Origin of the sequence: Trinickia diaoshuihuensis (assembly GCF_003390925.1) — a bacterium.
Classification (GTDB): Bacteria; Pseudomonadota; Gammaproteobacteria; order Burkholderiales; family Burkholderiaceae; genus Trinickia; species Trinickia diaoshuihuensis.
Genome location: NZ_QUBS01000064.1, coordinates 1 through 24261 on the forward strand (window position 1 = coordinate 1; position 24261 = coordinate 24261).

The 24261-nt window shown below is 61.3% G+C and carries 28 protein-coding genes and 2 pseudogenes; 20 read left to right on the plus strand and 10 right to left on the minus strand.

The genetic code is table 11. The features are described 5' to 3' along the window. Positions 1 to 84: 84 nt before the first annotated feature. Positions 85 to 501, plus strand: a pseudogene (locus DXT59_RS12830) (alginate export family protein); the annotation flags it as partial. Between the two features lie 89 nt (positions 502 to 590). After that, positions 591 to 1361, plus strand: coding sequence for an alanyl-tRNA editing protein (locus DXT59_RS12835; RefSeq protein WP_116137276.1), 771 nt, complete (start codon positions 591 to 593; stop codon positions 1359 to 1361). 14 nt (positions 1362 to 1375) lie between these two features. Here the strand turns inward: DXT59_RS12835 and DXT59_RS12840 are convergent, their stop codons facing one another. After that, a complete protein-coding gene (locus DXT59_RS12840; RefSeq protein ID WP_116137277.1) occupies positions 1376 to 2197 on the minus strand; it encodes a helix-turn-helix domain-containing protein in 822 nt (273 codons plus the stop codon). A gap of 246 nt (positions 2198 to 2443) precedes the next feature. Here DXT59_RS12840 and DXT59_RS12845 point away from each other — a divergent pair, with 246 nt between their 5' ends. Further along, positions 2444 to 3058, plus strand: a complete 615-nt coding sequence (locus tag DXT59_RS12845) for a GNAT family N-acetyltransferase (RefSeq protein ID WP_205417419.1) — start codon at positions 2444 to 2446, stop codon at positions 3056 to 3058. A 499-nt stretch (positions 3059 to 3557) separates the two neighbouring features. Here DXT59_RS12845 and DXT59_RS12850 read toward each other — a convergent pair whose 3' ends face one another. Genes DXT59_RS12850 through DXT59_RS12865 form a run of 4 tightly spaced genes read right to left on the minus strand, consistent with a single transcriptional unit; the run spans position 3558 to position 5689 of the window. Then, positions 3558 to 4247, minus strand: coding sequence for a GNAT family N-acetyltransferase (locus tag DXT59_RS12850; protein ID WP_162878067.1), 690 nt, complete (start codon positions 4245 to 4247; stop codon positions 3558 to 3560). 3 nt (positions 4248 to 4250) lie between these two features. After that, on the minus strand, positions 4251 to 5114 hold the full coding sequence (locus DXT59_RS12855; RefSeq protein ID WP_116137301.1) for a class I SAM-dependent methyltransferase: 864 nt from the start codon (positions 5112 to 5114) through the stop codon (positions 4251 to 4253). 16 nt (positions 5115 to 5130) lie between these two features. Further along, entirely contained in the window at positions 5131 to 5508 is a 378-nt protein-coding gene (locus DXT59_RS12860; protein WP_116137280.1) for a VOC family protein, read from the minus strand. A 4-nt stretch (positions 5509 to 5512) separates the two neighbouring features. Further along, the gene (locus DXT59_RS12865) at positions 5513 to 5689 is read right to left on the minus strand and encodes a ribbon-helix-helix protein, CopG family (protein WP_116137281.1); all 177 of its coding nucleotides are present in this window, start codon (positions 5687 to 5689) and stop codon (positions 5513 to 5515) included. Between the two features lie 234 nt (positions 5690 to 5923). Between DXT59_RS12865 and DXT59_RS12870 the strand changes: the two genes are divergently transcribed. Then, a complete protein-coding gene (locus DXT59_RS12870; protein WP_116137282.1) occupies positions 5924 to 7390 on the plus strand; it encodes an extracellular catalytic domain type 1 short-chain-length polyhydroxyalkanoate depolymerase in 1467 nt (488 codons plus the stop codon). 15 nt (positions 7391 to 7405) lie between these two features. Here the strand turns inward: DXT59_RS12870 and DXT59_RS12875 are convergent, their stop codons facing one another. Together DXT59_RS12875 and DXT59_RS12880 are read right to left on the minus strand one after the other, a co-directional pair. Next, a complete protein-coding gene (locus DXT59_RS12875) occupies positions 7406 to 7870 on the minus strand; it encodes a DUF3237 family protein (RefSeq protein WP_116137283.1) in 465 nt (154 codons plus the stop codon). Then, positions 7867 to 8382, minus strand: coding sequence for a MarR family winged helix-turn-helix transcriptional regulator (locus DXT59_RS12880; protein WP_116137284.1), 516 nt, complete (start codon positions 8380 to 8382; stop codon positions 7867 to 7869). Before DXT59_RS12880 ends, DXT59_RS12875 begins: the two co-directional genes overlap by 4 nt. A gap of 112 nt (positions 8383 to 8494) precedes the next feature. Here DXT59_RS12880 and DXT59_RS12885 point away from each other — a divergent pair, with 112 nt between their 5' ends. Next, positions 8495 to 9736, plus strand: a complete 1242-nt coding sequence (locus DXT59_RS12885; protein ID WP_116137302.1) for a flavin-dependent oxidoreductase — start codon at positions 8495 to 8497, stop codon at positions 9734 to 9736. Positions 9737 to 9824: 88 nt separating this feature from the next. Continuing rightward, a complete protein-coding gene (locus DXT59_RS12890; RefSeq protein ID WP_116137285.1) occupies positions 9825 to 10226 on the plus strand; it encodes a nuclear transport factor 2 family protein in 402 nt (133 codons plus the stop codon). 132 nt (positions 10227 to 10358) lie between these two features. Here DXT59_RS12890 and hndA read toward each other — a convergent pair. Then, positions 10359 to 11027, minus strand: a pseudogene (hndA, locus tag DXT59_RS12895) (2-hydroxy-1-naphthoic acid nonoxidative decarboxylase); the annotation flags it as partial. Between hndA and DXT59_RS12900 the strand changes: the two are divergent. The 9 genes from DXT59_RS12900 to DXT59_RS12940 all read left to right on the plus strand — a co-directional run bounded on the left by DXT59_RS12900 (position 10990) and on the right by DXT59_RS12940 (position 18629). Next, positions 10990 to 11313, plus strand: a complete 324-nt coding sequence (locus DXT59_RS12900) for a LysR substrate-binding domain-containing protein (protein WP_240324495.1) — start codon at positions 10990 to 10992, stop codon at positions 11311 to 11313. The pseudogene hndA and the gene DXT59_RS12900 overlap by 38 nt on opposite strands. A gap of 365 nt (positions 11314 to 11678) precedes the next feature. Continuing rightward, positions 11679 to 12281 (plus strand): dihydroxyacetone kinase subunit DhaL, encoded by a 603-nt coding sequence (gene dhaL, locus DXT59_RS12905; protein ID WP_205417420.1) that lies wholly within the window; start codon positions 11679 to 11681, stop codon positions 12279 to 12281. Between the two features lie 3 nt (positions 12282 to 12284). Then, complete coding sequence (gene dhaM, locus DXT59_RS12910) at positions 12285 to 12674, plus strand: dihydroxyacetone kinase phosphoryl donor subunit DhaM (RefSeq protein WP_116137287.1); 390 nt, start codon at positions 12285 to 12287, stop codon at positions 12672 to 12674. Positions 12675 to 12694: 20 nt separating this feature from the next. Then, the gene (locus tag DXT59_RS12915) at positions 12695 to 13012 is read left to right on the plus strand and encodes an HPr family phosphocarrier protein (RefSeq protein ID WP_116137288.1); all 318 of its coding nucleotides are present in this window, start codon (positions 12695 to 12697) and stop codon (positions 13010 to 13012) included. After that, entirely contained in the window at positions 13005 to 14639 is a 1635-nt protein-coding gene (gene ptsP, locus DXT59_RS12920; protein ID WP_116137303.1) for a phosphoenolpyruvate--protein phosphotransferase, read from the plus strand. The genes DXT59_RS12915 and ptsP overlap by 8 nt, the downstream gene beginning before the upstream one ends. Before the next feature lie 25 nt (positions 14640 to 14664). After that, positions 14665 to 15117: a hypothetical protein gene (locus DXT59_RS12925; protein WP_116137289.1), complete on the plus strand. Its 453-nt coding sequence runs from the start codon at positions 14665 to 14667 to the stop codon at positions 15115 to 15117. After that, positions 15114 to 16100, plus strand: coding sequence for a dihydroxyacetone kinase subunit DhaK (gene dhaK / locus DXT59_RS12930; protein WP_116137290.1), 987 nt, complete (start codon positions 15114 to 15116; stop codon positions 16098 to 16100). Before DXT59_RS12925 ends, dhaK begins: the two co-directional genes overlap by 4 nt. A gap of 25 nt (positions 16101 to 16125) precedes the next feature. Continuing rightward, entirely contained in the window at positions 16126 to 16848 is a 723-nt protein-coding gene (locus DXT59_RS12935) for an MIP/aquaporin family protein (RefSeq protein ID WP_116137291.1), read from the plus strand. Between the two features lie 65 nt (positions 16849 to 16913). Continuing rightward, positions 16914 to 18629: a dihydroxyacetone kinase family protein gene (locus DXT59_RS12940; RefSeq protein ID WP_116137292.1), complete on the plus strand. Its 1716-nt coding sequence runs from the start codon at positions 16914 to 16916 to the stop codon at positions 18627 to 18629. Here the strand turns inward: DXT59_RS12940 and DXT59_RS12945 are convergent. Next, complete coding sequence (locus DXT59_RS12945) at positions 18626 to 19543, minus strand: LysR family transcriptional regulator (RefSeq protein ID WP_116137293.1); 918 nt, start codon at positions 19541 to 19543, stop codon at positions 18626 to 18628. The two genes, DXT59_RS12940 and DXT59_RS12945, sit on opposite strands and share 4 nt — an antisense overlap. Before the next feature lie 123 nt (positions 19544 to 19666). On the opposite strand from DXT59_RS12945, the gene DXT59_RS12950 reads away from it, so the two are divergent. Genes DXT59_RS12950 through aroE form a run of 5 tightly spaced genes read left to right on the plus strand, consistent with a single transcriptional unit; the run spans position 19667 to position 23527 of the window. Next, positions 19667 to 20617: a ketopantoate reductase family protein gene (locus tag DXT59_RS12950; protein ID WP_116137294.1), complete on the plus strand. Its 951-nt coding sequence runs from the start codon at positions 19667 to 19669 to the stop codon at positions 20615 to 20617. After that, positions 20614 to 21006, plus strand: a complete 393-nt coding sequence (locus DXT59_RS12955) for a VOC family protein (protein WP_116137295.1) — start codon at positions 20614 to 20616, stop codon at positions 21004 to 21006. Before DXT59_RS12950 ends, DXT59_RS12955 begins: the two co-directional genes overlap by 4 nt. Before the next feature lie 5 nt (positions 21007 to 21011). Next, positions 21012 to 21473 carry a MaoC family dehydratase gene (locus tag DXT59_RS12960; protein WP_116137304.1) on the plus strand — a complete coding sequence of 154 codons (462 nt, stop codon included), beginning with the start codon at positions 21012 to 21014 and terminating at the stop codon, positions 21471 to 21473. Beyond that, on the plus strand, positions 21473 to 22684 hold the full coding sequence (locus DXT59_RS12965; RefSeq protein WP_116137296.1) for a CaiB/BaiF CoA transferase family protein: 1212 nt from the start codon (positions 21473 to 21475) through the stop codon (positions 22682 to 22684). Before DXT59_RS12960 ends, DXT59_RS12965 begins: the two co-directional genes overlap by 1 nt. A gap of 6 nt (positions 22685 to 22690) precedes the next feature. Then, a complete protein-coding gene (gene aroE, locus DXT59_RS12970) occupies positions 22691 to 23527 on the plus strand; it encodes a shikimate dehydrogenase (protein ID WP_116137297.1) in 837 nt (278 codons plus the stop codon). 4 nt (positions 23528 to 23531) lie between these two features. Here the strand turns inward: aroE and DXT59_RS12975 are convergent, their stop codons facing one another. After that, positions 23532 to 24200, minus strand: a complete 669-nt coding sequence (locus DXT59_RS12975; protein ID WP_116137305.1) for a TetR/AcrR family transcriptional regulator — start codon at positions 24198 to 24200, stop codon at positions 23532 to 23534. Positions 24201 to 24261: the final 61 nt, after the last annotated feature.

The window sequence follows — 24261 nt, forward strand, 5'->3', positions numbered from 1 at the left end:
AGACGATCGGCCGGTTCAGCAGAAACTCGCCGCTTGAAATCGATCGCCGTCAATTTGTTCATACACCACTATTGACGTTAGCTCGCATCGGGCGACCGGCATCCGCACGATGGCAGGGTGGAGACGTTCAACGCACTCTTTCCGAACGGCTATTATTTCACGCTGGCGGGTTATACGGGGTATGCGAACTTAGTCCATATCAAGCCGTCGATCACGTTGAAGCCCTCGGCCAATTTGGCGCTGTTGGGCGCACTCGGTTTTCAGTGGCGTGAAACCACGGGTGACGCGGTCTATCAGCAAGCGAATCAAGCCGTCCCCGGTACCGCGGGGAAGGGCAGTTCGTGGACGGGAATGTACGTGCAACTGCGCGCGGACTGGACGATCGCGGCGAACCTGATCGGCTCGGTCGAAGCGGTGCATTTCCAGGTGGGAAGCGCCGTGCGCGACGCGGGCGGACGCAATGCCGACTACGCCGGGGTCGAGTTGAAGTATGGGTGGTGACCGCTTAGGTCAGTTTTTCGATAGCGGGTTCGATGGGTTTGCTTATCATCTTGGACTAGGCGAACTCTTTCTCCCGCGTATCGAATGCTATGTTTTCATTGAGCCGAAAAACTCGAAAGCTGTACTACGAGGACGTGTACTTAAGCGAGTGCGTCGCGACGATCGTAAAGGTCCAGGGCAACGCCATCGAACTCGATAGAACGGTTGCTTATCCCGAAGGGGGCGGGCAGGAAGCCGACCAAGGCGTCATCGTTCTCGACGACGGCCGCGAGATGCGCTTCGTCGATGCTCGAAAGATGTACGGGAACGCGCTCAATATGCCGAACTTCCCGGACATTCAAGTCGACGGGATTATCGAGCACGTGATACATGAGAGCGACGTCATGTTGTTACGCGATGCGAAGCCCGGTTCCGAGGTGATCGTTCGAATCGACCGCCTGCGGCGCGCGCAGCTATCGCTCAGCCATACTGCCTCGCATTTGATGTACCTGGGGGTATGCGACGTTCGCCCCGATGCGATCACAGGCACCATCGGGTGCCACATCAAACCCTCCGGCGCACGGTTCGATTTCGTCGTTGAAACTCGTTTTGCTCCGGACGAAGTCCGAGAAGTCGCGCGAATCGCCAACGCCTATGTTGCTCGCGGCAGCGAGGTCAAGGTGTATCCCCATCCAGACTACTTGGACGCGCGGTATTGGGAGTGCGAACAGCGAGTGATCCCGTGTGGGGGCACGCACATCAGTTCAACTACGCCCATCGGGCCGATCCAGATACAGCGCAAGAGCCTCGGGCGCGGTAAGGATCGCCTTTCTTGCGAGTTTCGCGAATCGATGGCGGATCCTGCTTGGTTCCACCCTTGATGCCGCCAACTGCGTCAGCCTTGGCGTAACCGGGTCGGCACGATACCTAGCCGCGCTCGAAAAGCGGCAGTCATATGCGCGTGGGAAGAGAACCCGACGGCGAGGGCGATCTCTCGAAGATCGAACCGTGACGTTGCGAGTAACGCGCGCGCCTTGGCCAGCCTACGGTCGATCAGATAGCTGTGAGGGCTTTTTCCTGTGGCGGCCTTGAAGGCCCGAATGAAGAAAGCCTCGGATAAGCCCACCGCGTCAGCCATCGATTTGATCGTGATTTCTTCGCCAAGGGACGATTCTATGATTGCGTCGATTGCGCGCAATCTGGCCGATGTCATGGATCGGGCTAACTTGGGTTCCGTCGAACGTCCGGTCAAGACGCGTTTGACCCGCTCGGAGAGGGCGATGATTTGCTCCTCGATCAGTAACGTTGCCGGTTCGCCGATGAGGAGTTGAGTCCTGATGACTTGCGCCGCTTCGATTGCAACGGGATCGATGAAGTCGTTGAAATGGCGTTGGGATGAGGATCCGCTTAGACTCGTGTCGATTGTTGTCACGCGCAGGTATTCGCCACCTTCGTCCGACGACGAAAACACCGTGCAGCCCGCGGGAACGTACGCCAAGCTGTTTGGTTTGGACATGAACGGCCGGATGCGATCGCTCGCAAATGCATGCGTACCCGACTGACTCTCGAAAGCAAAGCCGACCACGGCTTGTTGCGGCGTATAGGCGACCTCATAGGCGTGGCGCGGCAGTAGTTCAACGGTCCAACGTGTCGTGGAGAATCGCTTGAAAGGCGCGCTGCGTATGCGGTTTGCGTTCGGAATCGTCACGGCGTTCATCTTTCCTCGGCCTGGTTGCTGGCCCGTTATGGCCGGCCACATCGAACGTCAAGTATAACCACGGCCGGTATCGGCGTAGCCGTCATCAATTTCTCATTGAGCGACGTAGGGCAGGTAAGCGCGCCACCGGCGTCGCCAATACTGGGGCGATGCAACGCCGAATACGTGACCCCACGGAATCATGGTATTGTAAAAACAACTTACTTCATTTCAATGAGGCGTGGAAGCGTTTTAAGGAAATTGAAAGTGGAAAACGTAGAATCAGAAAGCGAAGGGGGCGTAGTTGATTTTGTAGACAGTACGGTCCGTACTGAATTACAAGCATCAAAAGTAGCCTCGGTTGTTAAGGATGATCATCGAGACGGATTTGGACGATTGATTGTCCGTCCCGCCAAGCCCTACGATTGGTCCCATATCTTTCTCATTTGGAAACAAGTCGTCTCGGCAGGAAGGACTCATCCTTATCCTTTGGAGTCCACCGAGCAAGATGCGGTGAAACTATGGCTCGAACCGCCGAGGTCCGCCGTTTACGTCGGTGAGGTTGATGGAAGGATCGTTGCCGCGATGATGACCAAACCCATGCGTTACGGGAATGGCGACCATATCGCCAATTTCGATCTCATGGTGCATCCGGATTGCCGAGGTCGAGGGGTTGGACGCGCCGTGGCAAGCTATGTTATCGATGCGACGCGAAGGGCTGGGTATAAGGCTATGGAAGCGTACGCTGTTGTCGCCGTCAACGCTCCGGCCGTAGCGTTATGGCACGGTCTCGGATTTAAAACGGTGGCGACTATTCCTTCGGCCTTTCGCCACCCGGATCATGGCCTCGTTCCTGTCCACTATATGTATCAAGCGCTATGAGCTTGCAGAGGTGCATCGCTCATTACACGTCGCATTTGTCGACGGTGTTCAGCAGGAAATATGTTCGAGGCTTTAGATCGAGTGAACGTTAGGATTTCTATGTGCACAAGGGGCTCCTACGCCCCGATCGACAAATGGATGAACTGCGTAGTGCGAGAAATCCGTTTGGCTGGAAGCTTTTTGTTGAATATTTAATAGTAATTCCTTTTTGGTGGATTTCGATTTCGAACGCTGTGAAGATCATGCAACGCAACCCGATCAAATAGGCTACTGACCATCGAAGTAGTAGTTCACCAGATGTGTGAAAGCGTCGGGCGAGCTGTCCGGGACAGTGCGGGTGCGAAGTCATTGATCGGCTTCCGATCGCGACTGAGCTCCACTTAGAGGCCCCGCCATTGGCGCCGGGCGTTGCCTATGCGCTAGTGTACGACCCGACCGACGCCGAATTGCGCGCGCCAAAAGTCTCTGACAAGTTGATCCGGCCGATGGGTGATCATTCCTATCTGGTGACGCAGTCTGAAGACGGCAGTCCACTTTGAAGCGACGGCAATCCGAGAGAGTCGCACGTCTCAGGAATGACCGCCGTGGCAACCGTTGCGATTGCCGTCCATCCAAGGCGCTCGTATAAGCACCGGCCTTCTTCCGTCGCGACCAACAGTTGAGGGCGGTTCCCGAACCGGTTCACCGCCCCCAACGCGCTCATCACGGCAATGCCCAATCCTTTTCGCCGATGCGCCGGTGCCGTTTCAATACGATCGAACACAAACGCATCCATGGTTTCCGCCGCGAAGCCGCTGGCCGCGATATCACCTTGCGAGCCGACGATCTTCACTTGGGCAACCGGCCCGGATTGACGAAATTCCAAACGGTAACCATCGGGCAAGGGACGCATTTCGCGACTACTCGCGGTCGCCACCATGAAGTAGTTCTCGGGTTGAATCTCCCAGCTCGCCGGCACTGCGCCTCGCAACGCCTCCGAAGTACCGCACAGTTTCAGGTAGTGCCTTGGACTGGAAATTTCGCGTGCGACTTCATAGAGCCCATCGCATAGGCTGGGAAAAACCCAACGAGCAACTTCTTTTTCTCCGCGAGTATCTACTCTAAAGCCACCGCGATCGTGAACGGGAGGCGGAGAGCTGCGCGCCAACGAATGCGCCGCTTGCCACGCAAAAACGAGGTCCGGATCCACGAGCTAAACCGTTGCGATCAGTAGTTCTTCCGCATTGCTCGGCGGACGAAGTCCGTCCCTTCGCCCCGCGAAATATCGTTGGGTTAGGTCGTCCGCGGAAACATGACGCGCATCGGTAAAACCGGCTTCTTTGGCTAGCTCGAGTATCCGAGCAGGTGTAAAGAAACTGATGAAGGGCGTTCCGCTTGCTTGCGCCCCTCGCGCGGCCATTTCCAGCGATGGCCGCACCTCGGGATCGGCCAGTTCAAGCGGAAGCAGGAACGTCATCGCGAGCGCCGAGCCAGGCGCGAGCGTCGCCACTTCACGCAACGCAACGCGATTCGCTTCTTCGGTCAGGTACATGCTGACGCCCGTCGATACGACCACGGCGGGCTTGCTCGCATCGAATCCCGCTGCCGCGAGGGCATGCCGCCACGAATCGCCTGCCTCGAAGTCGACCGGGACGAAGCGCAGCCAATCGGGCGTGCCGAAGCCGAGCTCGTTTAGGCGCCGGCGTTTCCATCGCTGCGTGCCGGCTTGATCCACTTCAAAAATCGTCAACTGCGACGCGATATCCGGACGTCGCTGCGCAAAGCTATCGAGCCCGGCGCCGAGAATCACGTATTGCGTCAATCCTTGCGCGGCCCGCTCGATCACGAGGTCTTCGATGAAACGAGCACGTGCGACGATCGATGCGCGAAATGGCCGCGTGAACGCCAAGTCCATGTCGCCGCGTTGTTGCCAGTTCGGAGGAGGGGCGAGAAGTTGCAAGCCGATCGTATCGTCCAGCACATGCGGCGGCGCATCGATCGTGGCATGCAGCGCACGCCATAACGCGACGCGTGCGGCCGTGCTGTCGGGAACGTTGTCCGTATTGTCGTTGCTCATCGAGCCCTCCATTGACTTACTGATCACCGGCCTTGCCGGGGGCCTGCAGCCGCCAAACGCGTCCGTCCGGATCGCGCACTGTCATCTCGCGCGTTCCCCAATGCGTATCCTCGAACGGAGTGAGTACCTCAACGCCCGCGCCGGGCTGGACCTTGCCTTCGTCGGGGACGCGGATGACCACCTGTGCCTCCGGTGGATCGTTGGCGGGAATTTCGGCGATGAACAGGTAAGGGCCATCGCCCTTGGTAAGCCGGCCGGATTGATGGTCGGTTTCAAACTCCAGCGTGAAACCAAGCGACTGGAAGAACTTCGCCGACTTCCCCCAATTGTGGGTGGTTAAAAAGACGGCTTCGATGCCACGTTCGGCACCAGTGGTGGTTTTCTTGTCGGGCATGACGTCACTCCTTTCCGGATGAGCGAGGCTTGGACGTCCTCGCAGCGAGGTACTCGCGCAGCGCATCGGCAACCAAGGCCGATAGCGACTGCTCGGTTTCGATTGCGTGATGCTTCACCTCCCGAATGAGACCGAGCGGGAGGTAAACGTTGAATTGCTTGACTGCTTCGTCGTCGTTCATGGCGCTAGTTTGCTAGCATGCTAGCATCGAGTCAAGGGGTAGTGGGGTCAGCGTGATACCGAAAAAAACAATTGCAAACTACCTCGCGATACTGCGAAATAACATGCGGCGTCGGAGGAATAGTTCTGTAAATGCGATTTAAGTCGCTTTGAATAGGGCGCGAACCGCGTCAATACATCCCGCCTCTGATGCGCCTGCCCCGTACGCAGTATCCAAATAAATGAAGGAGACGTCATGCAACTGCTCTCACGACGCCAGTGGCGATGGCTCATCGTTTTTTTCGCTGCGCTTGCAACCACTTCCGCGCTCGCTTCAGTCACGCCCGGACCGGGAGCGTGGAGTGCGCAGCAAACCTGGGCGGCCGATACCGTCAACGGCGGTAACCTGACCGGTTATTACTATTGGCCCGCGACTCAGCCCACGACGCCCAATGGTCAGCGCGCGCTGATATTGGTGTTGCACGGTTGCCTGCAGACCGCGGCCGGCGACGTGATCAACAACAGCAGTGCTGCCGGCTTCAATTGGAAGGCGATTGCGGATCAGTACGGGGCAGTCGTCCTTGCGCCGAACGCGACTGGAAACGTCTATAGCAACCATTGCTGGGATTACGCGAACACTTCGCCGAGCCGCAGTGCCGGGCATGTCGGAGTATTGCTGGATCTGGTGAATCGCTTCGTTTCGAACTCGCAATACGCTATCGATTCGAATCAAGTGTACGTCACTGGCCTGTCGTCGGGCGGCGGCATGACGATGGTGCTCGGTTGCATTGCACCGGACGTTTTCGCGGGGATCGGCATCAACGCCGGGCCGCCGCCGGGAACGACGACCTCTCAGATCAGCTATGTTCCAAGCGGCTACACGGCAACGACGGCGGCGAATCAGTGCAAGGCTTGGGCGGGTTCCAACGTCGGCAAGTTCTCCAGCCAGATCGCGGGCGCGGTGTGGGGAACGTCGGACTACACGGTTGCGCAGGCCTACGGTCCGCTCGACACGGCAGCCTTCCGGATTCTCTACGGCGGTACGTTTACGCAGGGTGCGAAGGTGACGATTCCGGGTGGGGGAACGAATACGCCGTATTCCGACAGCAGCGGTAAGGTGCGGACGCACGAGATTTCAGTGTCCGGCATGGGGCATGCGTGGCCCGCGGGGTCCGGCGGCAACAACTCGAATTACGTCGATGCGACGCACATCAACTATCCGGTCTTCCTGATGGACTACTGGGTCAAGAACAATCTGCGCGCGGTGTCGGGGCCGACGCAATCCGGGTCCCCGCCGACGGGGTTAGCGGTCACCGGTACGACACAGACCTCCGTGTCGCTGTCCTGGAATGCGGTTGCTGGCGCAACGAGCTATAACGTGTACCGCAACGGCAGCAAGGTTGGCTCGTCGGTGTCGACGAGCTATACCGATTCGGGCTTGACGGCGGGCACGACCTATTCTTATACCGTCACGGAAATCGATCCGAACGCAGGGGAGAGCGCCCATTCTTCGTCCGTGTCGGCGACGACGCAATCGAGTTTTGTTTGTACCGAGACGACAGCCACGAACTACGCGCACGTGCAGGCCGGTCGCGCGCACGATTCCGGTGGGATCGCCTATGCGAACGGGTCGAACCAGAGCATGGGGCTGGATAACGTCTTTTATTCGAACACGCTGGCGCAGACGTCGGCCGGATATTATGTGATCGGCAATTGTCCGTAACTGACAGCAGATCGTCTACGCGACTCTGTAGACGGCGAGCCGAACAGCGTTCGGCTCGCGCTGTCCCGTACAGGCAAAAACGCTGCGTCGTACCCATTCCAGTTCGGAATCACCCGACTCCAACCACACGCTTCCACGGAAATAGTATTCGTCGGCTCGCACGCGCTCGCCGCGCGCAAGTCGCGATAGCACGTCGAGCTCGCCCCACCGCAAGCCGCGGTTGTGGAGCAATGCGCGACGGCCTCGCTCGATCTCGAGCGTATAGCACGCGCTGATCTCGGCAACGCCATCCGGACGCACCCATTGCAGGTCCATGCCTCCGGGCAGAATATTCCCCTTCAACATAGGGCCATCGACGACGCCGCCGAGGATAGGGATGAGTCGGCGCTCTCCGTTGGGCGCCGCATTGACTGCGACCGCCTGGCCGACCTGGATCGTCATATCGAAAGCGTGCTCGAATTCCAGAGGAAGGTCGCTCATTGCTGCTCTCCCGCCGGGCCGATCCTGGCCAGCAACTGAATCAATTTTGACTTTTCCGCTTCGGACAGACGGCTCGACATGCGAGCGTCGTGCTCGCGGACTGCCGCTTCGATAGCCGATAAGGCCTTCGATCCGGCGGACGTCAACTCGAGCATGTACGCCCTACGATCCGTCTTCGACGCTACACGGCGCACATAACCGAGCGCTTCCAATCCGTCGGTCAACATCACCACGCCGGAGCGCGCTATGCCAAGAAGCTGTGCGAGATCCGTCTGCTTCATGCCCGGGTTACGCGCGATCAGCACCAAGGCGGAAAACCTCGGAGGCGTGATGTCCCACGGCGCAAGCGCCTGGAGGAAATCGTCGTATACCAAAATTTGCGCGCGACGTATGGCGTAACCCACCAGATTGTCGAGGACGCCGTAGTCCACACCAGGTACATGAGACTCGAATCCTGGTCCGATTTCGTCCGATGGCGGAAGCGAGCGTTGCGTCGAAGTGGAGCGAGCCATGTTCAGAGACGCCCTAAGTTAAGTACTGCGCAAACTGTACGGAAAATTAGTTTCACGGTCAAATTGTTTAGGTGTATAACAATGTCTCGCAGACATGGACGGAGACGACATCATGCGAATCATGATTGCGGGCGCCGGTATCGGCGGCCTGACCCTTGCCCTCGCTTTGCATCGCCGCGGCCTCGATGTAACCGTATTCGAAGCGGTGGAGCAGCCGAAGGCTCTCGGCGTCGGTATCAACCTTTTGCCACATGCGGTGAAGGAACTGACGGAGCTTGGACTGCAGGCTCAGCTTGCCGAAACCGGCATCGAAACGTCCTCGCTTCATTACTTCAACAAGTTCGGTCAGGGCATCTGGCACGAGCCGCGCGGTCGCGAGGCAGGCTACCCGTGGCCGCAGTTTTCCATCCACCGCGGCGAGTTGTTGATGATCTTGTTGTCCGCGGCGCGACGCGAGCTTGGCGCCGAACGCATCATTACCGGCCGGGAGTTGATCGACGTTTCCAGAAATGACCAACCGGTCGAGGCACGCTTCCGGTGCCGAGCAGAAGGGCGCGTTGTGACCGAGACGGCGGACGTGCTCGTTGGCGCTGATGGCATTCACTCAGCGTTGCGGCGTTATCTGTTTCCCCATGAAGGCATGGCGCGATTCTCAGGACGGATGCTCTGGCGTGCGGTGACTTTGGCACAGCCGTTTCTGGACGGGCGAACGATGTTCATGGCCGGTCACCAGGATCTGAAATTCGTTGCCTATCCGATCTCGGAGCCCTTGCGCCGGGAGGGGAAGTCGTTGATCAATTGGATTGCCGAATCGCGTGTCGAGAGCGGAACGCCTGCGCGAAACGACTGGAACAGACAGGTTTCGGCGGACGTATTCGAGCGCGCCTTCGCTGACTGGCGCTGGGACTGGATCGACATTCCGGCCATCATTCGGGGAGCACAGGCAGTCTATGAATACCCGTTGGTCGATCGCGATCCGCTTCCGCACTGGAGCGTTGGGCGCGTTACATTGCTGGGCGATGCCGCGCATCCGATGTATCCGATCGGTTCGAACGGTGCATCGCAGGCGATTCTGGATGCGCGTTGTTTGGTCGACAGCCTGTGTGAAATGCCAGGCGATCCGCAAGCTGCCCTCGCGCGCTATGACGCCGAGCGGCGACCCAAAACCGCAGCCGTGGTTTTGGCCAATCGTCAGAACGGTCCCGAGCAAATGATGCAACTTGCGGAAGAACGCGCGCCAGACGGGTTCCGCAGCATCAGCGACGTGATTTCGCTCGAGGAACTCACTGCTATTGCTGCCCGCTACAAGCAGCTTGCCGGTTTCGATCGCACGCGGCTCGCGGCTGGAAGTTGAAAGTTCGCGACACGTGATCACGAAATTTTGTAGCGCGCGTAGAAACAGCACGTGCGCGTTTGACACCATCGTTCGAGGAACAGGCACCATGGAATCACAACCCAGTACCCGCAACTTCGCAGAATCCATCGAACGTTACCTGACGCTTTTGGAAAAGGGCGATACCGAAGGCATTGTCGCCTTGTTCGCCGACGACGCGAAGGTCTACTCACCGTTTCTCGGCTGGATGGCCCCAGCGCCGTTCTTTGAGAAACTTCGCGAAGCGTCCGGGCAAAGCCGGATAAGACTCATCGATATCCTGGTTAGCGCATCCGGTAATGCGCGCGCGATCGGATATTTCACTTACGACTGGGGATTGAAAGACGGAACGCACGTGAGCTTCGATTGCTGTGACGTCTTCGACTTCTCCAACGACGGACGCTTTAGCCAACTCACAATCGTCTATGACACTTACCCGATTCGCGTGGAGGTGGGGGACAAGTACCAGTGAGTTTTGCCTTGAATGCGGCCGCGTCGGGATTCTTCGAACGAAGCCCGTGATCGCGTTCTGACGGCGCCGGGCGGTTGACCTTGCATGCGTGACGCCGCCGATGCGGCGAGCGTCACGTTGCGCGTTGTTGGGTTATCGCGCGAGTGCGGCGAGACGCGGGAATAGCGGCAGTGCGTTCGCGCGGTTGATCGCGGCGTGCCGGTCGGCGTCGAGCGCGGGATACGCGTCCTGCGCGCCGGTGAACGACGTACCGACGGACGCCGGCGCGTACGGGAAGTCGCTGCCGTACAGCACACGATCGGGCTGGGCGAACGCGACGAGGCTGGGCAGCGCGGACGGCGCCGACAGCGCGGTATCGAAGTAGAAGCGGCGCAGCAGCGCGAGCAGCCCGTCGCGGTCCGGCACGTCGTTGCGCACGCCCGGCGCGAGTTCGGCGAAACGGTACGCGGCATAAGGCAGGAAGCCGCCGGCGTGCGACAGGATGATGCGCACGCTCGGGTAGCGCACGACCACGCTGTTGAGCACCAGTTGCAGTGCCGTGCGCGTCGTATCGAACGGATAGTCGAGCAGCGGGCCGGGCATGCCGGGCAGCCCGTCGATCGCGGGCTTTGCCGGGTGGATGAACACGACTGCACCACGGCGGTCGAGCGCGGCCCACACTGGTTCGAATGCCGGATCGCCGAGATACGTGCCGCCGTAGTTGCTGAGCAGCACGACGCCGTCGGCGTTCAGCGTGTCGAACGCGCGGTCGATCTCGGCCAGCGTGCCGTCGACGTCGGGCAGCGGCAGCGTCGCGAAGTGCGGCCGACTGCGACGACGAAGGGCAACTGGCGGTTCTGCGGCAGGTGCTCGGCCGCGCGCCGCGCACAAGGTCAGCAGCACGCTGTCGGTGCTGGCGCTGACGGGCGCGGGTCTCGGCGTGGCACTCGCGCCGGCGCCGCTGAGCCGGATCGCGGCGCCGAATGTCGTCTATCGGACGCTCGGGAAGAGCGGGCCGCGATCGGAGCTCGTCGCGCTGAGCCGGATCGGCGGGGAATGGGGGGCGGTCGCGCGGTACCTGGCGATGCTGGGCGAGCGCGCCGCATAAGCGCCCCAGCGGGCGCGCAAGTGCAGCCAAATCTTCAGCGCTTTGCGCAACATCGCAGCGAATGCGCTCGGGGTGGCTTGGCTTACTCGAATATCGTCAGGCAAAGACGGTGCATTTCCATCGCTTAACTCAACTTTTGTTCAGTAAATTAAGATAGCGACACCAGCGAATCCACTGCCACCAAAGACTCTAGCGGGTTTCCCCTACTAACATCGCTAAACACGCCTGCTAGACTTCAGTCGAAGTTTAGTGAATGAAAGTCATCACTAAACATGCGCAAAAACCAGGCGAAGCGAAGCCTATCGAGCCTCCACGCCGGGCCTCCGTTCAGTAGATCGGAGCGCGCATCAACGGAGGAGACGGCAGTGGAACCACAAACCTTCAAGGCATTGCTTCTGGCGGTCGCGCAAACCGTCATCGCGCATGCCGACGAGCTCACCGCGCTTGATCAGGCCATCGGCGACGGCGATCACGGGCTCAATATGAAGCGGGGCTTCGAGCACGTGGCGGAGTTGGCGGACGGGATTTCGCAACAGCCGCTCCCGCAAGCGCTGACCGAGATCGGCAAGACGCTCGTGATGACGGTCGGCGGCGCATCGGGGCCCCTTTACGGCACGTTTTTTATGACGCTCGGCAAGGAACTGCCGGTTGCCCCGACCCTCATCGATATCCGCAATGCTTTCAATGCGGCGGTCTCCGCAGTGGAACGACGAGGCAAATCGTCCGCGGGACAAAAGACGTTGCTCGATGTGCTGGTGCCGGTACAGAAAGAGCTTGCCGCCGGCACGGGCGGCCTCCTCGATCGCGTCAAAAGCAGAGCGGCATCGGCGGCTGACGCGACCATTCCCATGCTCGCCGTACGTGGCCGAGCGTCGTTCCTCGGTGAGAGATCGATCGGCCATATGGACCCCGGCGCGCGTTCGTCCGCGCTGGTTATTTCCGCTCTATGCGATTTTCTTGGAGATTGAATTGTGCCTAACGTCGGAATAGTCATCGTGTCGCACTCGGCGAAGATCGCCGAAGGAACGGCGGACATGGTGCATCAAATGGTAGGCAACAGCGTGCCGGTGGCCTATACGGGCGGCAATGCGGATGGCGGACTGGGCACCGATGTCGGCTCGATCATCCGCGCGATCGATCGGGCATGGTCGGATGCGGGCGTCGTCATTCTCGTCGATCTGGGCGGCGCCGAGACGAACAGTGAAATGGCCATCGAAATGCTGGAAGCCGATCGGCGCAACAAGGTTCTTCTTTGCGATGCGCCGCTCGTGGAAGGTTCGATCATTGCCGCCGCGGAAGCGTCCGGCGGGGCAGCCATCGAGCAGGTCAAAAGCATGGCCGAGGAGATGCATCGGCAGTGAAAGAACGAGGAGAACGATCCATGTCGCATGCGGTCGCAATCGGAAGTGCGCGCTTGGTCAATGAAACCGGGCTGCATGCCAGGCCAAGCATCAAGCTCACGCAGTTGGCCAAATCGTTTCATGGGCGCATCGAGTTGGCGATTTCGCCCGATGGCCCCTGGATCAACGCAAAGAGTCCGGTGAAGGTGATGAGTTTTCAGGCCGAAGCGGGTATGTCGTTGTATTTCCGGGCGACGGGTGAGGGCGCTGGCGATGCCGTGGCGGCGATGGTGGCGTTGGTCGAGCAAAACTTCGGCGAAGACAGCCTGTGCGATGCCGATGGCGGCCATCATGGCTAGCCTCGTCCTCCAAGGACGTCCCGCATCCGCAGGATTGGCTGCCGGCCCGCCGATGCGGCTCGCGGCAGATGAGACGGTATCGGGATGCCGCACGCCCCATGCGGACTCCGAAAAAGAGGTGGCGGATTTACGCACTGCGATCGAGACCGCCACGAATCGACTGCAAGCGTTGATCGCACGCGTGGATGCGCACGCCGCCCAGATCATCGGATTCCAGATTGCGTTGGGCAAGGACGAGGATTTGTGCCAACCGATCTTTGCCGCGATACGGCAAGGGGCTGCCGCCGACGAAGCATGGCGCGGTGCGATGAACGACGAAATCGAGACTTACGAACGGTCGCAGAACGAATACTTCCGAGCGCGTGCTTCGGACCTCAAGGACCTGCGCGACCAAGTGTTGGCCTGCTTGTTCGGCGTCACCGCTGCCGAAGCACCGCCGGGTGGCGCGGTGATGGTTGGCACAGATCTCTCGCCTTCACGCTTTCTCTCGATCGACTGGAAGGCCGGGAGCGCCCTCGTGCTGACAGAGGGCAGCGCCACCAGCCACGTTGCGATGTTGGCGCGTGCCCGAGGCGTGCCGATGATCGTCGCGCTGCAGGGCGACGTTCCCGTTGACGCCACGGAGATCCTCGTCGATGCGGTAGACGGCACCGTGATGGTGGGACCGACAGACGCAGATCGCCAGCAGTTTCAGCGGCGCATGGAAAGCGACGCGGCGCAACGCGTGGCGATCGAAAAATCCGCCTATCGGCCCGCCGTGACCCGAGATGGCGTGGCGGTGACCGTGTCGATCAATGTGGCCGACGTTACAGAACTCGATAGTCTGGATCCCGAGGTATGCGATGGCGTGGGTCTCGTTCGTACGGAACTGCTTTTTGCGGACGCATCCGCACAGCCTGCCGAGGACGCTCAATACGAGGCGTATCGCCACATACTCAATTGGGCGGCGGGGCGACCGGTGGTTGTCCGCACGCTCGATGCAGGCGGAGATAAGCCGATTGCCGGGCTGACCATCGACGGCGAGCGCAATCCGTTTCTCGGTGTGCGAGGCGTTCGTCTCTCGCTTGTCCGCACGGAGCCGTTTCGCGTTCAGCTTCGCGCGCTCGCCCGGGCGGCCGTACACGGCAATCTCAAGGTCATGGTGCCGATGGTGACGGTGCCCACCGAGCTCGAAGCGGTGCGATCGATGTTTCAGGAGGAGGTGGGAATGCTCGAGCGCGATGCGATAGCGGCGAAAGTGCCTCCGCTGGGCATGATGGTGGAAGTGCCCGCCGCGGCGATCGCGCCGGAAGTCTTCAACGCCGATTTCTTTTCCATCGGATCGAACGATCTGACTCAATATGTGACGGCGGCGGGGCGCGACAACGAAGCGGTGGGCAAACTGGCCGATCCGCTGAATCCCGCCGTGTTGCGCCTAATCGCGAACGTGGTGCGATACGGAGCAAGTGCCGGTGTCGACACGAGCTTGTGCGGCGACGCGGCGGCCGATCCGAACGTACTGCCGGCACTGCTTTCATGCGGATTGAGATCGATCTCGGTCGGCATTGCGAGCGTCGGCCGCGTGAAGGCCGCTATCGCAAAGCTCGACTTGAGCGCAATGAAATCCGGCGCGCCGACTACCGCTTAATCGAACATCCCTCCAAGTATCCGTTATGAGCCAAGAAGAGAAGTCTCCCGCACGGCAAGACCTGGTCGCCGAGTACAAGCGCGTCTTGACAGGCGTTCTGGACAATCGTCCTTCGGGCACGCGTCAACACTTGGCTCAGGCGCTGGGAAAACATCGTTCGTTCGTTTCGCAGATCACCAATCCCGCATATTCCACGCCGATTCCGGTCGACCATCTGAACACGATCTTTTCCATTTGCCATTTCTCTGCCGCGGAAAGGAGCGCGTTTCTCGATCTCTATCGGCAGGCTCATCCGCGACGGCAGTTGCCCACGAGTTCACAACATCGAACACGTACGGTAAGCGTGACCGTGCCCGACCTCGACGATGCCGAACTCAATCTCAAGATAGACCACCTGATTGCCGATTTCGCTCGAACACTGACCCAAATGGCGAGCACGTTTGCTTCATCGCCGATCGATAAGGAGGAGACGCAATGAAGAAGCTGATTAATGCGCCGGAGAATGTGCTTTACGAGTCGCTCGATGGGTTTGCCGCGGCGCATGAGGACACGATCACGCTTGCCGCCGGGCACAAGTTCATTCGACGCAAGACTTTGACACCCGGAAAAGTCGCGCTCATCTCGGGAGGCGGCGCGGGCCACGAGCCGCTGCATGCGGGTTTCGTCGGCAGAGGCATGCTCGATGCCGCATGCCCGGGCCAAATCTTCACTTCGCCGACGCCCGATCAAATCGCGGAAGCGATCAAGGACGTCGATACGGGGGCGGGCAGCCTGCTGATCGTCAAGAACTACGAAGGCGATGTGATGAACTTCGAAATGGCGGCCGAGCTTGCGGACGGCCAGGTCATGACTGTACTGGTCGACGACGACGTCGCCGTCGCCAAATCGACGTATTCGATAGGGCGCCGCGGCGTGGCCGGCACGCTCGTGGTGGAAAAGCTGGTCGGCGCCGCGGCGGAGGAAGGCCGGACGCTCGAAGAGCTTCACGCGCTCGGGCAGGCCGTGAACAGCCGCACTCGCTCGATGGGGGTCGCGCTGGGTTCATGCACGGTGCCTGCAGCCGGCAGTCCGACGTTCACGCTCGCCGACGATGAAATGGAAATGGGCGTGGGCATCCACGGCGAACCTGGCCGTCGACGCGTCAAGCTGCGCAGCGCGGATGCGGTTGCCGCGGAACTGGTCGAGTCGATCATCGAGGACTTGAGGCCAAGCAATGGGCGAGGTTGCTTGTTGTTTGTGAATGGCTTCGGTGGCACGCCATTGGTCGAACTCTATCTCATGGTGAATGCGGCGAAACGAATCTTATGCGGCCATGGCATTTCCGTGACGCGCTTTTTGACGGGCAGTTATGTCACGTCGCTTGAAATGGCGGGCTGCTCGATCACGCTGACCGAGCTCGATACCGAATTTACAAGACTCTGGGACGCGCCGGTTCGTACGGCGGCGCTGAACTGGAGCTAATCCCAACTGGAAGATGGAGAGAGACATGGAAAACGGATTCGTTGGGGAGCTAGTTGGAACGGCGCTCCTCGTGCTGATGGGCAATGGCGTCGTATCGAATGTATTGCTGACCAAATCGAAGGGGCAAAATTCCGGGTGGATCGTAATTGCCACGGGCTGGGCTTTCGCTGTGCTGGCAGGCGTGGTAACCGCCGTCGCGCTGGGTAGCCAAGGACACCTGAATCCGGCGGTCACGCTGGCCTTCTTCGCGTTGGGGCATTTTCCGAAACATGAACTGCTACCGTATCTCTCGGGGCAACTGATCGGTGCCATTTTGGGGGCCGTGCTGGTGTGGCTGGCATATCTCGCGCACTGGAAAAATACGGAAGACGCCGGGATCAAGCTGGCGTGCTTCTCCACCGGCCCGGCCATTCGTGCGCCGTTTGCGAACGTCCTCACCGAGTTCATCGGTACGTTCGTCCTCGTTTTCCTGGTCGTGGCGATTTTCAACAAGTCGGTCGGAACGACGGGCGTGCTTGGCCCACTGACGGTGGCCCTGATCGTGTATGGCATCGGGCTCTCGCTAGGCGGCCCTACGGGTTTTGCGATCAATCCCGCCAGAGATTTGGGTGCGCGTCTTGCCCATTCGATTTTGCCGATTCCGGGCAAAGGATCGTCTGACTGGTCATACGCGTGGGTGCCCGTGGTAGGCCCCATTTTGGGCGGAATCAGTGCGATCGGCTTAGCCCGCCTCGCAGGAATGATGTGAACACGCATCCGCGTCTGTACCGGATGTCTCTCTGTCGCTTCTTAACCTCTGCCAAGAGATAGCCAATGAAGAAACTGATCAACGATCCGTCCGCGGTCGTCCGCGAAATGCTCGAAGGGATCGCACGGCAAGCGCCGCATGTCGCCATCCTCGGTAACGAGAACGTCCTCGTCCGCAAGTACCTTCCCGAATCGTCCGAACGTCCGGTTGCATTGATCTCGGGTGGCGGTAGCGGCCACGAGCCGGCTCACGGTGGATACGTGGGCAACGGGATGCTCAGCGCGGCCGTGTGCGGCGAGGTATTCACGTCACCATCCACCGACGCCGTGCTGGCAGCGATTCGCGCGACAGCCGGAGACAAAGGCGCCTTACTGATTGTGAAGAACTATACGGGCGATCGGCTGAACTTCGGTCTCGCGGCCGAGTTGGCCCGATCGGAGGGGATTCCCGTGGAGATCGTGACCGTGGCGGACGACGTATCGCTGCGAGGGCGGATCGAGCGTCATCAGCGTCGCGGGATTGCCGGGACCGTGCTGGTGCACAAGATCGCCGGCGCCGCGGCCGCCAACGGGTGTTCGTTGGACGCGGTGGCGGCCGTTGCCCGGAGGGCGGTCGCAAACCTCGGAACGATGGGTGTCGCACTCGACGGATGCACATTGCCCGGCGCGGACAAAGCGGGCTTTCGCCTCGCGGATGACGAAATCGAGTTGGGGCTCGGCATTCATGGAGAGAAGGGGGTAGAGCGCACCGCTCCGATGAAAGCGGGCGAACTGACGGAGACATTGCTCGCCAACATCATCGAAGACCTTGGCCTTCGGAACGGCGAACGCGTGGCATTGCTGGTGAACGGGCTGGGCGCCACGCCGGAAATGGAACTGGCGATTGTACTGCGCGATGCATTTGCGAGCTTGAGCCGTCGGGATATTGGCGTTGAGCGTGCGTGGTCGGGTACGCTTCTGTCCGCGCTCGATATGCCGGGCTGCTCCATTTCCGTCTTGCGTCTGGACGATGAAATGCTCGCATTGCTCGATGCCGGTACCGAGGCGCGCGCTTGGCCCGGCAATGGGAAAGTCAACCGCCAGATTCTGATTGAGACCGCACCCGCGGTATCCGCTGTGGAGAACGCGCCATCGGCGCTGACCGATGGCGGCCGTGAATGGTCCGGCCGGTTTAAACCTGCATTGGAAGCGGTTGCACATGCTCTGCTCGAGCAGGAGGCCATCCTAACCGACCTCGATTCGAAAGCCGGTGATGGTGACCTTGGCGCCAGTATGAGGCGTGCCGCGGAGGCGATTCTTGCAGTACCGGATTCAGCGCTCTTCGCGCCCGACAAGGCGCTCGCGGCCGTCGGCATGGCATTGCGCCGCGCGATCGCCGGCAGCTCCGGGCCTTTCTACGCGACGGCTCTGCTTCGGGCGGCCCGGATTCTCGCCGATCATCCGAAGCCGACTGCCGCCGATTGGGCCGCGGCAATGAACGGCGCGGCCGACGCCATTAGGGAATTGGGCGGTGCAAAGCCCGGCGATCGTACGATGCTGGACGCGCTCGTACCGGCCGCGCAGGCATTCAAGCGTGAACTCAATGCGGGCTACGACGCCGCCAAGGCGTGGGCGGCCGCGGTCAGCGCCGCGGAATCGGGCGCGAAGGACACCGCGCATATGACGCCGCGCGCGGGACGCGCAAGCTATCTGGGTGCGCGCGCGATTGGGTCCCCCGACGGCGGTGCGGTCGCGGTGGCGTGCTGGCTGAGGGCTTTGCAGCCGTATATCAGCGGGCGTTAGGGTCGGCGGCCCTTGGCCATGCCGAAAAGCTGGACCACTACGCCACGTAACCATCGATTCCCGGCCTCGTGGTGATACCGCGCGTGCCAGTGTTGCCGGACCGAAAAGCCATCCACCGGAACCGGACACGGATGGACTGCCAGCCCGTTTGCGGCGGCTAGCGTTTCCCCGATATGGCGCGGAAGCGTGGCGATCAGATCGGTCGTCTGGACGATCGTGCCCAGGCCAAGAAAGCCCGGCAACTGGAGCACGACCTCCCGTTCGATGCGCGCGCGGGCGAGCGCTTGTTCGAGTAGTTGCGCACCGGTGCCCGACTCGATGACCGCATGCCCTTCCGAGCAATACTGCTTTAGCAGGAGCCTCGCGCGAATGCGCGGATGGTGTGCGTTGACGAGGCACACCCAGTCCTGGCGATAGAGCTGCTGCTGATAGATGCCCCCGCTCAGCCAAGGAACATGGCCGATCGCGAGATCCGATTCCCCCGATTCCAGCGCACGTTCTGTATTGCCGTCGATTCCCGCCGCCTCGAGCCGGATGCCCGGCGCTTGCGCGCGCACGTGCGCGAGCAGTCTCGGCAGCAGCGTGATATGACTCGCGTCTGTCATGCAGATCCGAAACCGCCGCTGCGCGGTGGCCGGATCGAAGGCCGTTTCCCAGGCGACGAAGCGCCTCAAGGATTCCAGTATTTCCCGGCAAGGCCCGATCAGTGCGTCTGCCTGCGGCGTCGGCGCCATGCCCCCGGGCGTGCGGATGAACAACGGGTCGTGCAAGTGCTCGCGCAAGCGCCCGAGCCAAATGCTGACGGTGGGCTGGCTTTGCCCTAGCTGCTCGGCGACACGCGTCACGCTGCGCGCGTCGTAGAGCAAGTCGAAGAGTTGCAGCAGTTTCAGATCGGGCAAATCCGACGAAGTCATGGCCACCTCGAATGGGTGAGGCACGAAGGGTGTATTGCGTACCGCAATGATGCCATTGCAATCATTGAATTGCGACTATGACGGCGGTTGCCTATCGTGAGGTCACACTTCAAGGAGAAACCAGTGAAGATTGCGATTCTCGGCGCCGGCGCACTCGGCTGCGCGATCGGCGCTAGCCTCACGGAAGGGGGCCACGAAACTTGGCTGCTGGACCGCTCGCCCGATCATGTGGAGACGATGCGTCGCAACGGTTTGCAGGTCGATGACGCCAACGGCTCCCGGCGCGTCGCGGTGCGCGCCACGACCGAGGCCAGCGACATCGGCGTGGCCGAGCTGGTTGTCGTGTTGGTCAAGTCCTTTCATACCGATGCGGCGATGCGCGGCGCGCTTTCGCTAGTCGGACCCGACACGGCCGTGCTGTCGCTGCAAAATGGACTCGGCCACGAGGACATCCTCGCCGATATCGTCGGCCGGGAACGCGTGCTGGCCGGCAAGACCTACGTGGGCGGCGTGCTGCGCGGGCCAGGGCACATCGAGTCGGGCGTCGCCGGCAAGGCGACGTACATCGGCGAACTCGACGGCCGCATCACGCCCCGCGTTCAGGGGATCGCCGAAGCGTTCGCGGCCGCCGGCCTCATGACCGCGATCAGCGACAACATCGTGGGCACGATGTGGGACAAGCTGCTCGTGAATGTCGCGACCGGCGCGCTCGCGGGAATCACGCGCTTGACGTACGGTCAGCTCTACGACGAACCGCTGCTGGAAGCGACGGCCCTCGCTGCCGTGTCGGAGGCGATTGCCGCTGCACGGGCGGCCGGCGTCAAGTTATCGATGACGGATCCCGAACAAGCTTGGGCGCTCGCGCGAGAGGGCCTGCCTGCCGCATTCAAGACTTCCATGCTGCAAAGCCTCGAAAAGCGGTCGATCACGGAGGTCGATTTCATCAACGGCTCGGTGGTGCGCTGGGGAGGGCGGTTCGGGGTGCCCACGCCCGTCAATGCGACACTAGTGGCGTGCATCAAAGGCATCGAACGCGCGATTGCCGACGAACGGATCGGGGAGACCGCGGCATGAACGGCACCAAGGCCTATCTCGAACACGTCGCGATCTGGGTGAGCGACATTCACTGGCATATCCGCTTCTTCGAACAGGTGTTCGGCATGACGATGCGAGAAGTCGACGGGCCCGTCGCCGCACCTCTTCAATACTGGACCCTCGGTGGCCTGCAGTTCATTCATGCACCCGAGCATGAAGGCCCGGAAGGGCGCCTGGCTCACCTGGGCCTGATGTGCGAAGACCTGGAAGCGGCCCTGGCGGCGGCCCGATCGTATGGCGTGAGCGAGCTGCCGCAGGGACGCAACTGGTTGCGTTTGCCCGATGGCCTCGCGATCGAGCTGATCCAGGCAAAACCGGCGTCCTGCGTTGCCCGCGCACGCGGCATCGACCCGCGGGTGGAGGCGTGACGATGATGACTACGTCCAAGGAGAAGTATTGGGACGACGCTCGCGAAGGCGACGAGTGCACGAGTCCCTCCTACACGGTGACAAAGGAACGAATTCTCGCCTATGCCGACCTGACTGGCGACCACACGCCTGTGCACGTGGACGAGGCCTATGCCAACGCGAGCCACTTCGGTTGCCTCGTTGCCCACGGGTTGTTCGGACTGTCGATCGCCGACGGTCTCAAGACGCAAAGCGACTATCGCTTCGTGCCGGGGATGTCGCTCGGCTGGACGTGGGACTTCCTGTTGCCGATCAAGGTCGGCGATGTGCTGCGCGTCAAGTTTCGTGTCGGTACCATGCGGGCGAGCAATAGTCGGCCCGGTTGGGGCATCGTCGTGCTGCCCTCCGAATTGATCGATCAAAACGGCAATGTGCTGCAAAGGGGCGAGCACCGTCTCATGGTGCCGCGCCGGCCGGGAGCGTGCTAATGCAAGCGCGCCCTCTCGAAGGCCTACGTGTGGTCGACTACAGCCACTTTCTCGCCGGTCCCTACGTCGGGCGCTGCCTCGCGGCACTCGGCGCCGAAGTCATCAAGGTCGAGCGTCCCGGCAGCGGCGACGCAGGACGTCAGCACGCGACGGTGCTCGACGACGCGCAGAGCGGCTATTTTCTGCAGCTCAACATGGGCAAGCGCGGCGTCAGCGTGAACATGAAGGACGCGCGCGGCAGGGCGTTCATGCAGCGGCTGTGCGACTCGGCGGACGTATTCGTCGAGAACTACCGGCCCGGTGCGCTGGACAAGCTGGGCTTGGGTTACGCCGAGCTGTCCGCGCGCAATCCTCGGCTCGTCTACTGCTCGATCTCCGCCTACGGCCACACGGGCCCCGATGCGCATCGCGCCGGCTTCGGGCTCATCGCGGAAGCGAAGAGCGGCATCATGCAGATGGTCGGCACGCCGGGGGAGCCCCCGCCGTTGTTGCGCATTTCGCTCGGCGATATGTACACGGGCATCCATGCGGTGGCGGCGATCAATGCGGCGCTGCTCGGACGCGAGAAAAGCGGGCGCGGCCAGCATATCGACATGGCGCTCTACGACACGCTGTTTTCGATGCACGAGTACGCGGTGCAATGCTATACGCTGCGCGGCGTGCTGCCGGAGCAGACGGGCCACGACATGCCTGCATCGACTCTGTACGGCGTGTTTCGCGCCGCGAACGGCGATGTCGTGATCGCGGCGCAAGTCGACGATGCGTGGAAGCGTCTCGCCGCGTTGATCGAAGCGCATGGCGGTCCGGCGGGGTTCGGGGGCGACGCGCGTTTCCACGATAGCGTGGGACGCAACACGCATCGTCGGGAGATCCTGGCTGTCGTGCAGCCGTGGGTTGCCGCCCGCCCCGTTGGCGAGGTGCTGTCGTTGCTCGACGGTATCGACGTCCCGTGCGCCAAGGTACAGCGCATCGACGAGGTGCTCGACGATCCGCAGATCCAAGCGCGCGGCATGGTGCTCGAGCAACATCACCCGCGCTACGGCACGTTGCGTTTGCCCAATTTACCCTTTCGCTTCTCCGATTGCGACACGATGCTGCGCGACGTTGCACCGGACCTTGGACAGCACAACGCCGAGGTCGCGCAATCGCTCGGCTTTTCGGCCGCGGAAATCGAGGCGATGCAAAAGGACGGCGTTCTTTACTCGAAGTGAGACACCATGACTGACCGCTATGCAGTGATCGGCAATCCGATTGACCACACCAAGTCGCCATTGATTCATGGACTCTTCGCCGAAACGACGCAGCAGGCCATGTCCTACGTCGCGATAGAAGGCCCGCTCGTGCCTGAGGACGGCTTCGAATGCGTCGTGCGCGAGTTCGCGGACGAAGGGGGAAAGGGCATGAACGTCACGGCGCCGTTCAAGCTCAAGGCCTTCGCCCTCGCCGACGTGCGTAGCGAGCGCGCGACGTTGGCGGGCGCCGTCAACGCGCTGAAGTTCGAGCGCGGCCGGATCGTTGCCGAGAATTTCGACGGCATCGGACTGCTGCGCGATATCGAAACGAATCTCGGTGTGCCGCTCGCAGGCCGGCGCGTGCTGATGCTCGGTGCAGGCGGCGCGGCGCGTGGCGCGCTGTTGCCGTTTATCGGTGCGCGTCCCGCCGAACTGGTGATCGCAAACCGCGACGTATCCAAAGGCGAAGCGCTCGTGGCGCAGGCCGGCTCGCGGGGCGGGGCGCTGCAAGCGTGCGGCTATGGCGACCTTGACCGTATGGGCCGTTTCGACATCGTGGTCAACGCCACGTCGGCGAGCCTCACGGGCGATCTGCCTCCGGTGCCGCCGAGCGTGTTCAGTCCCGATGGAACGGCCTACGAGCTTGCCTATGGCAAGGGGCTCACCCCGTTCTTGCGGCTCGCGCGCAATGTCGGCGTGCATGGCGTTGCCGACGGCGTGGGCATGCTAGTCGAGCAGGCGGCCGAAGCCTTCGCCTGGTGGCGCGGCGTGCGTCCGCCCACGAGCGCGGTGATCGACCGCCTGGCCGTGCCGCTCGATTGAAGCGCTACTTCTTTAGAAATCGCAGCACCGCATCGACGACCATCTCGCGATGCCTGACACGCAGGCGCGGATGCGAGGGGTCGCGCCCAAACGCGGCGCCGAACGTCGAGCGGTTGCTCACACGATGAAAGCAGAGCGAGCTGATCATGAGGTGAAGATCGATCGGGTCGATGTCGTCCCTGAACTCACCCGACGCAACGCCGCGCGCGAGCAGATCTTCGATTGTGACGATGACGCTCGCGTTGCGGCTTCGAAACGTCTTCATCTGCTCGAGGTATTTCGCGCCGTGAATGTTTTCGATCGTGACGAGGCGGATGAAGTCGCGATGCCGGTCGTGGTAGTCGAACGTGAATTCCACGAGGCGGCGCATGCCTTCCACAGGTTCGAGTTCGCTGACGTGCAGGTCTTGTTCGAGCGCCCGGATATCGCCGTAGACCTTATCGAGCACCGCTTCGTATAACCCTTCCTTACTGCCGAAGTAGTAATAGAGCATGCGCTTCGTGGTGTTCGTGCGCTCGGCGATGGCGTCGACGCGCGCACCAGCGAGACCCATCGCCGAGAATTCGGCCGTCGCTACCTCGAGAATATTGCGCTTGGTCTCTTCCGGATCGTACTTGCGTCGCGCGTCGGCGCCGACGCGACCGCTACCGCCCGAGCCCGCCGGTCTTCCCATGTCGTCTTGCGTTTCCAGAGTGAATGCGCGCGATTCTAGCATGGCGACTTAGCGAGACATT

Coding starts and splice junctions, on each gene's coding strand:
- DXT59_RS12860 (WP_116137280.1), bottom strand. CDS start 5,508: ATGCCCGACAAGAAAACCACCACTGGTGCCGAACGTGGCATCGAAGCC.
- DXT59_RS12955 (WP_116137295.1), top strand. CDS start 20,614: ATGAACGGCACCAAGGCCTATCTCGAACACGTCGCGATCTGGGTGAGC.
- DXT59_RS12840 (WP_116137277.1), bottom strand. CDS start 2,197: ATGAACGCCGTGACGATTCCGAACGCAAACCGCATACGCAGCGCGCCT.
- DXT59_RS12915 (WP_116137288.1), top strand. CDS start 12,695: ATGTCGCATGCGGTCGCAATCGGAAGTGCGCGCTTGGTCAATGAAACC.
- DXT59_RS12835 (WP_116137276.1), top strand. CDS start 591: ATGTTTTCATTGAGCCGAAAAACTCGAAAGCTGTACTACGAGGACGTG.
- DXT59_RS12875 (WP_116137283.1), bottom strand. CDS start 7,870: ATGAGCGACCTTCCTCTGGAATTCGAGCACGCTTTCGATATGACGATC.
- DXT59_RS12945 (WP_116137293.1), bottom strand. CDS start 19,543: ATGACTTCGTCGGATTTGCCCGATCTGAAACTGCTGCAACTCTTCGAC.
- DXT59_RS12965 (WP_116137296.1), top strand. CDS start 21,473: ATGCAAGCGCGCCCTCTCGAAGGCCTACGTGTGGTCGACTACAGCCAC.
- DXT59_RS12885 (WP_116137302.1), top strand. CDS start 8,495: ATGCGAATCATGATTGCGGGCGCCGGTATCGGCGGCCTGACCCTTGCC.
- DXT59_RS12880 (WP_116137284.1), bottom strand. CDS start 8,382: ATGGCTCGCTCCACTTCGACGCAACGCTCGCTTCCGCCATCGGACGAA.
- ptsP (WP_116137303.1), top strand. CDS start 13,005: ATGGCTAGCCTCGTCCTCCAAGGACGTCCCGCATCCGCAGGATTGGCT.
- DXT59_RS12865 (WP_116137281.1), bottom strand. CDS start 5,689: ATGAACGACGACGAAGCAGTCAAGCAATTCAACGTTTACCTCCCGCTC.
- DXT59_RS12960 (WP_116137304.1), top strand. CDS start 21,012: ATGACTACGTCCAAGGAGAAGTATTGGGACGACGCTCGCGAAGGCGAC.
- aroE (WP_116137297.1), top strand. CDS start 22,691: ATGACTGACCGCTATGCAGTGATCGGCAATCCGATTGACCACACCAAG.
- DXT59_RS12940 (WP_116137292.1), top strand. CDS start 16,914: ATGAAGAAACTGATCAACGATCCGTCCGCGGTCGTCCGCGAAATGCTC.
- DXT59_RS12935 (WP_116137291.1), top strand. CDS start 16,126: ATGGAAAACGGATTCGTTGGGGAGCTAGTTGGAACGGCGCTCCTCGTG.
- DXT59_RS12890 (WP_116137285.1), top strand. CDS start 9,825: ATGGAATCACAACCCAGTACCCGCAACTTCGCAGAATCCATCGAACGT.
- DXT59_RS12925 (WP_116137289.1), top strand. CDS start 14,665: ATGAGCCAAGAAGAGAAGTCTCCCGCACGGCAAGACCTGGTCGCCGAG.
- dhaK (WP_116137290.1), top strand. CDS start 15,114: ATGAAGAAGCTGATTAATGCGCCGGAGAATGTGCTTTACGAGTCGCTC.
- DXT59_RS12855 (WP_116137301.1), bottom strand. CDS start 5,114: ATGAGCAACGACAATACGGACAACGTTCCCGACAGCACGGCCGCACGC.
- DXT59_RS12870 (WP_116137282.1), top strand. CDS start 5,924: ATGCAACTGCTCTCACGACGCCAGTGGCGATGGCTCATCGTTTTTTTC.
- DXT59_RS12975 (WP_116137305.1), bottom strand. CDS start 24,200: ATGGGAAGACCGGCGGGCTCGGGCGGTAGCGGTCGCGTCGGCGCCGAC.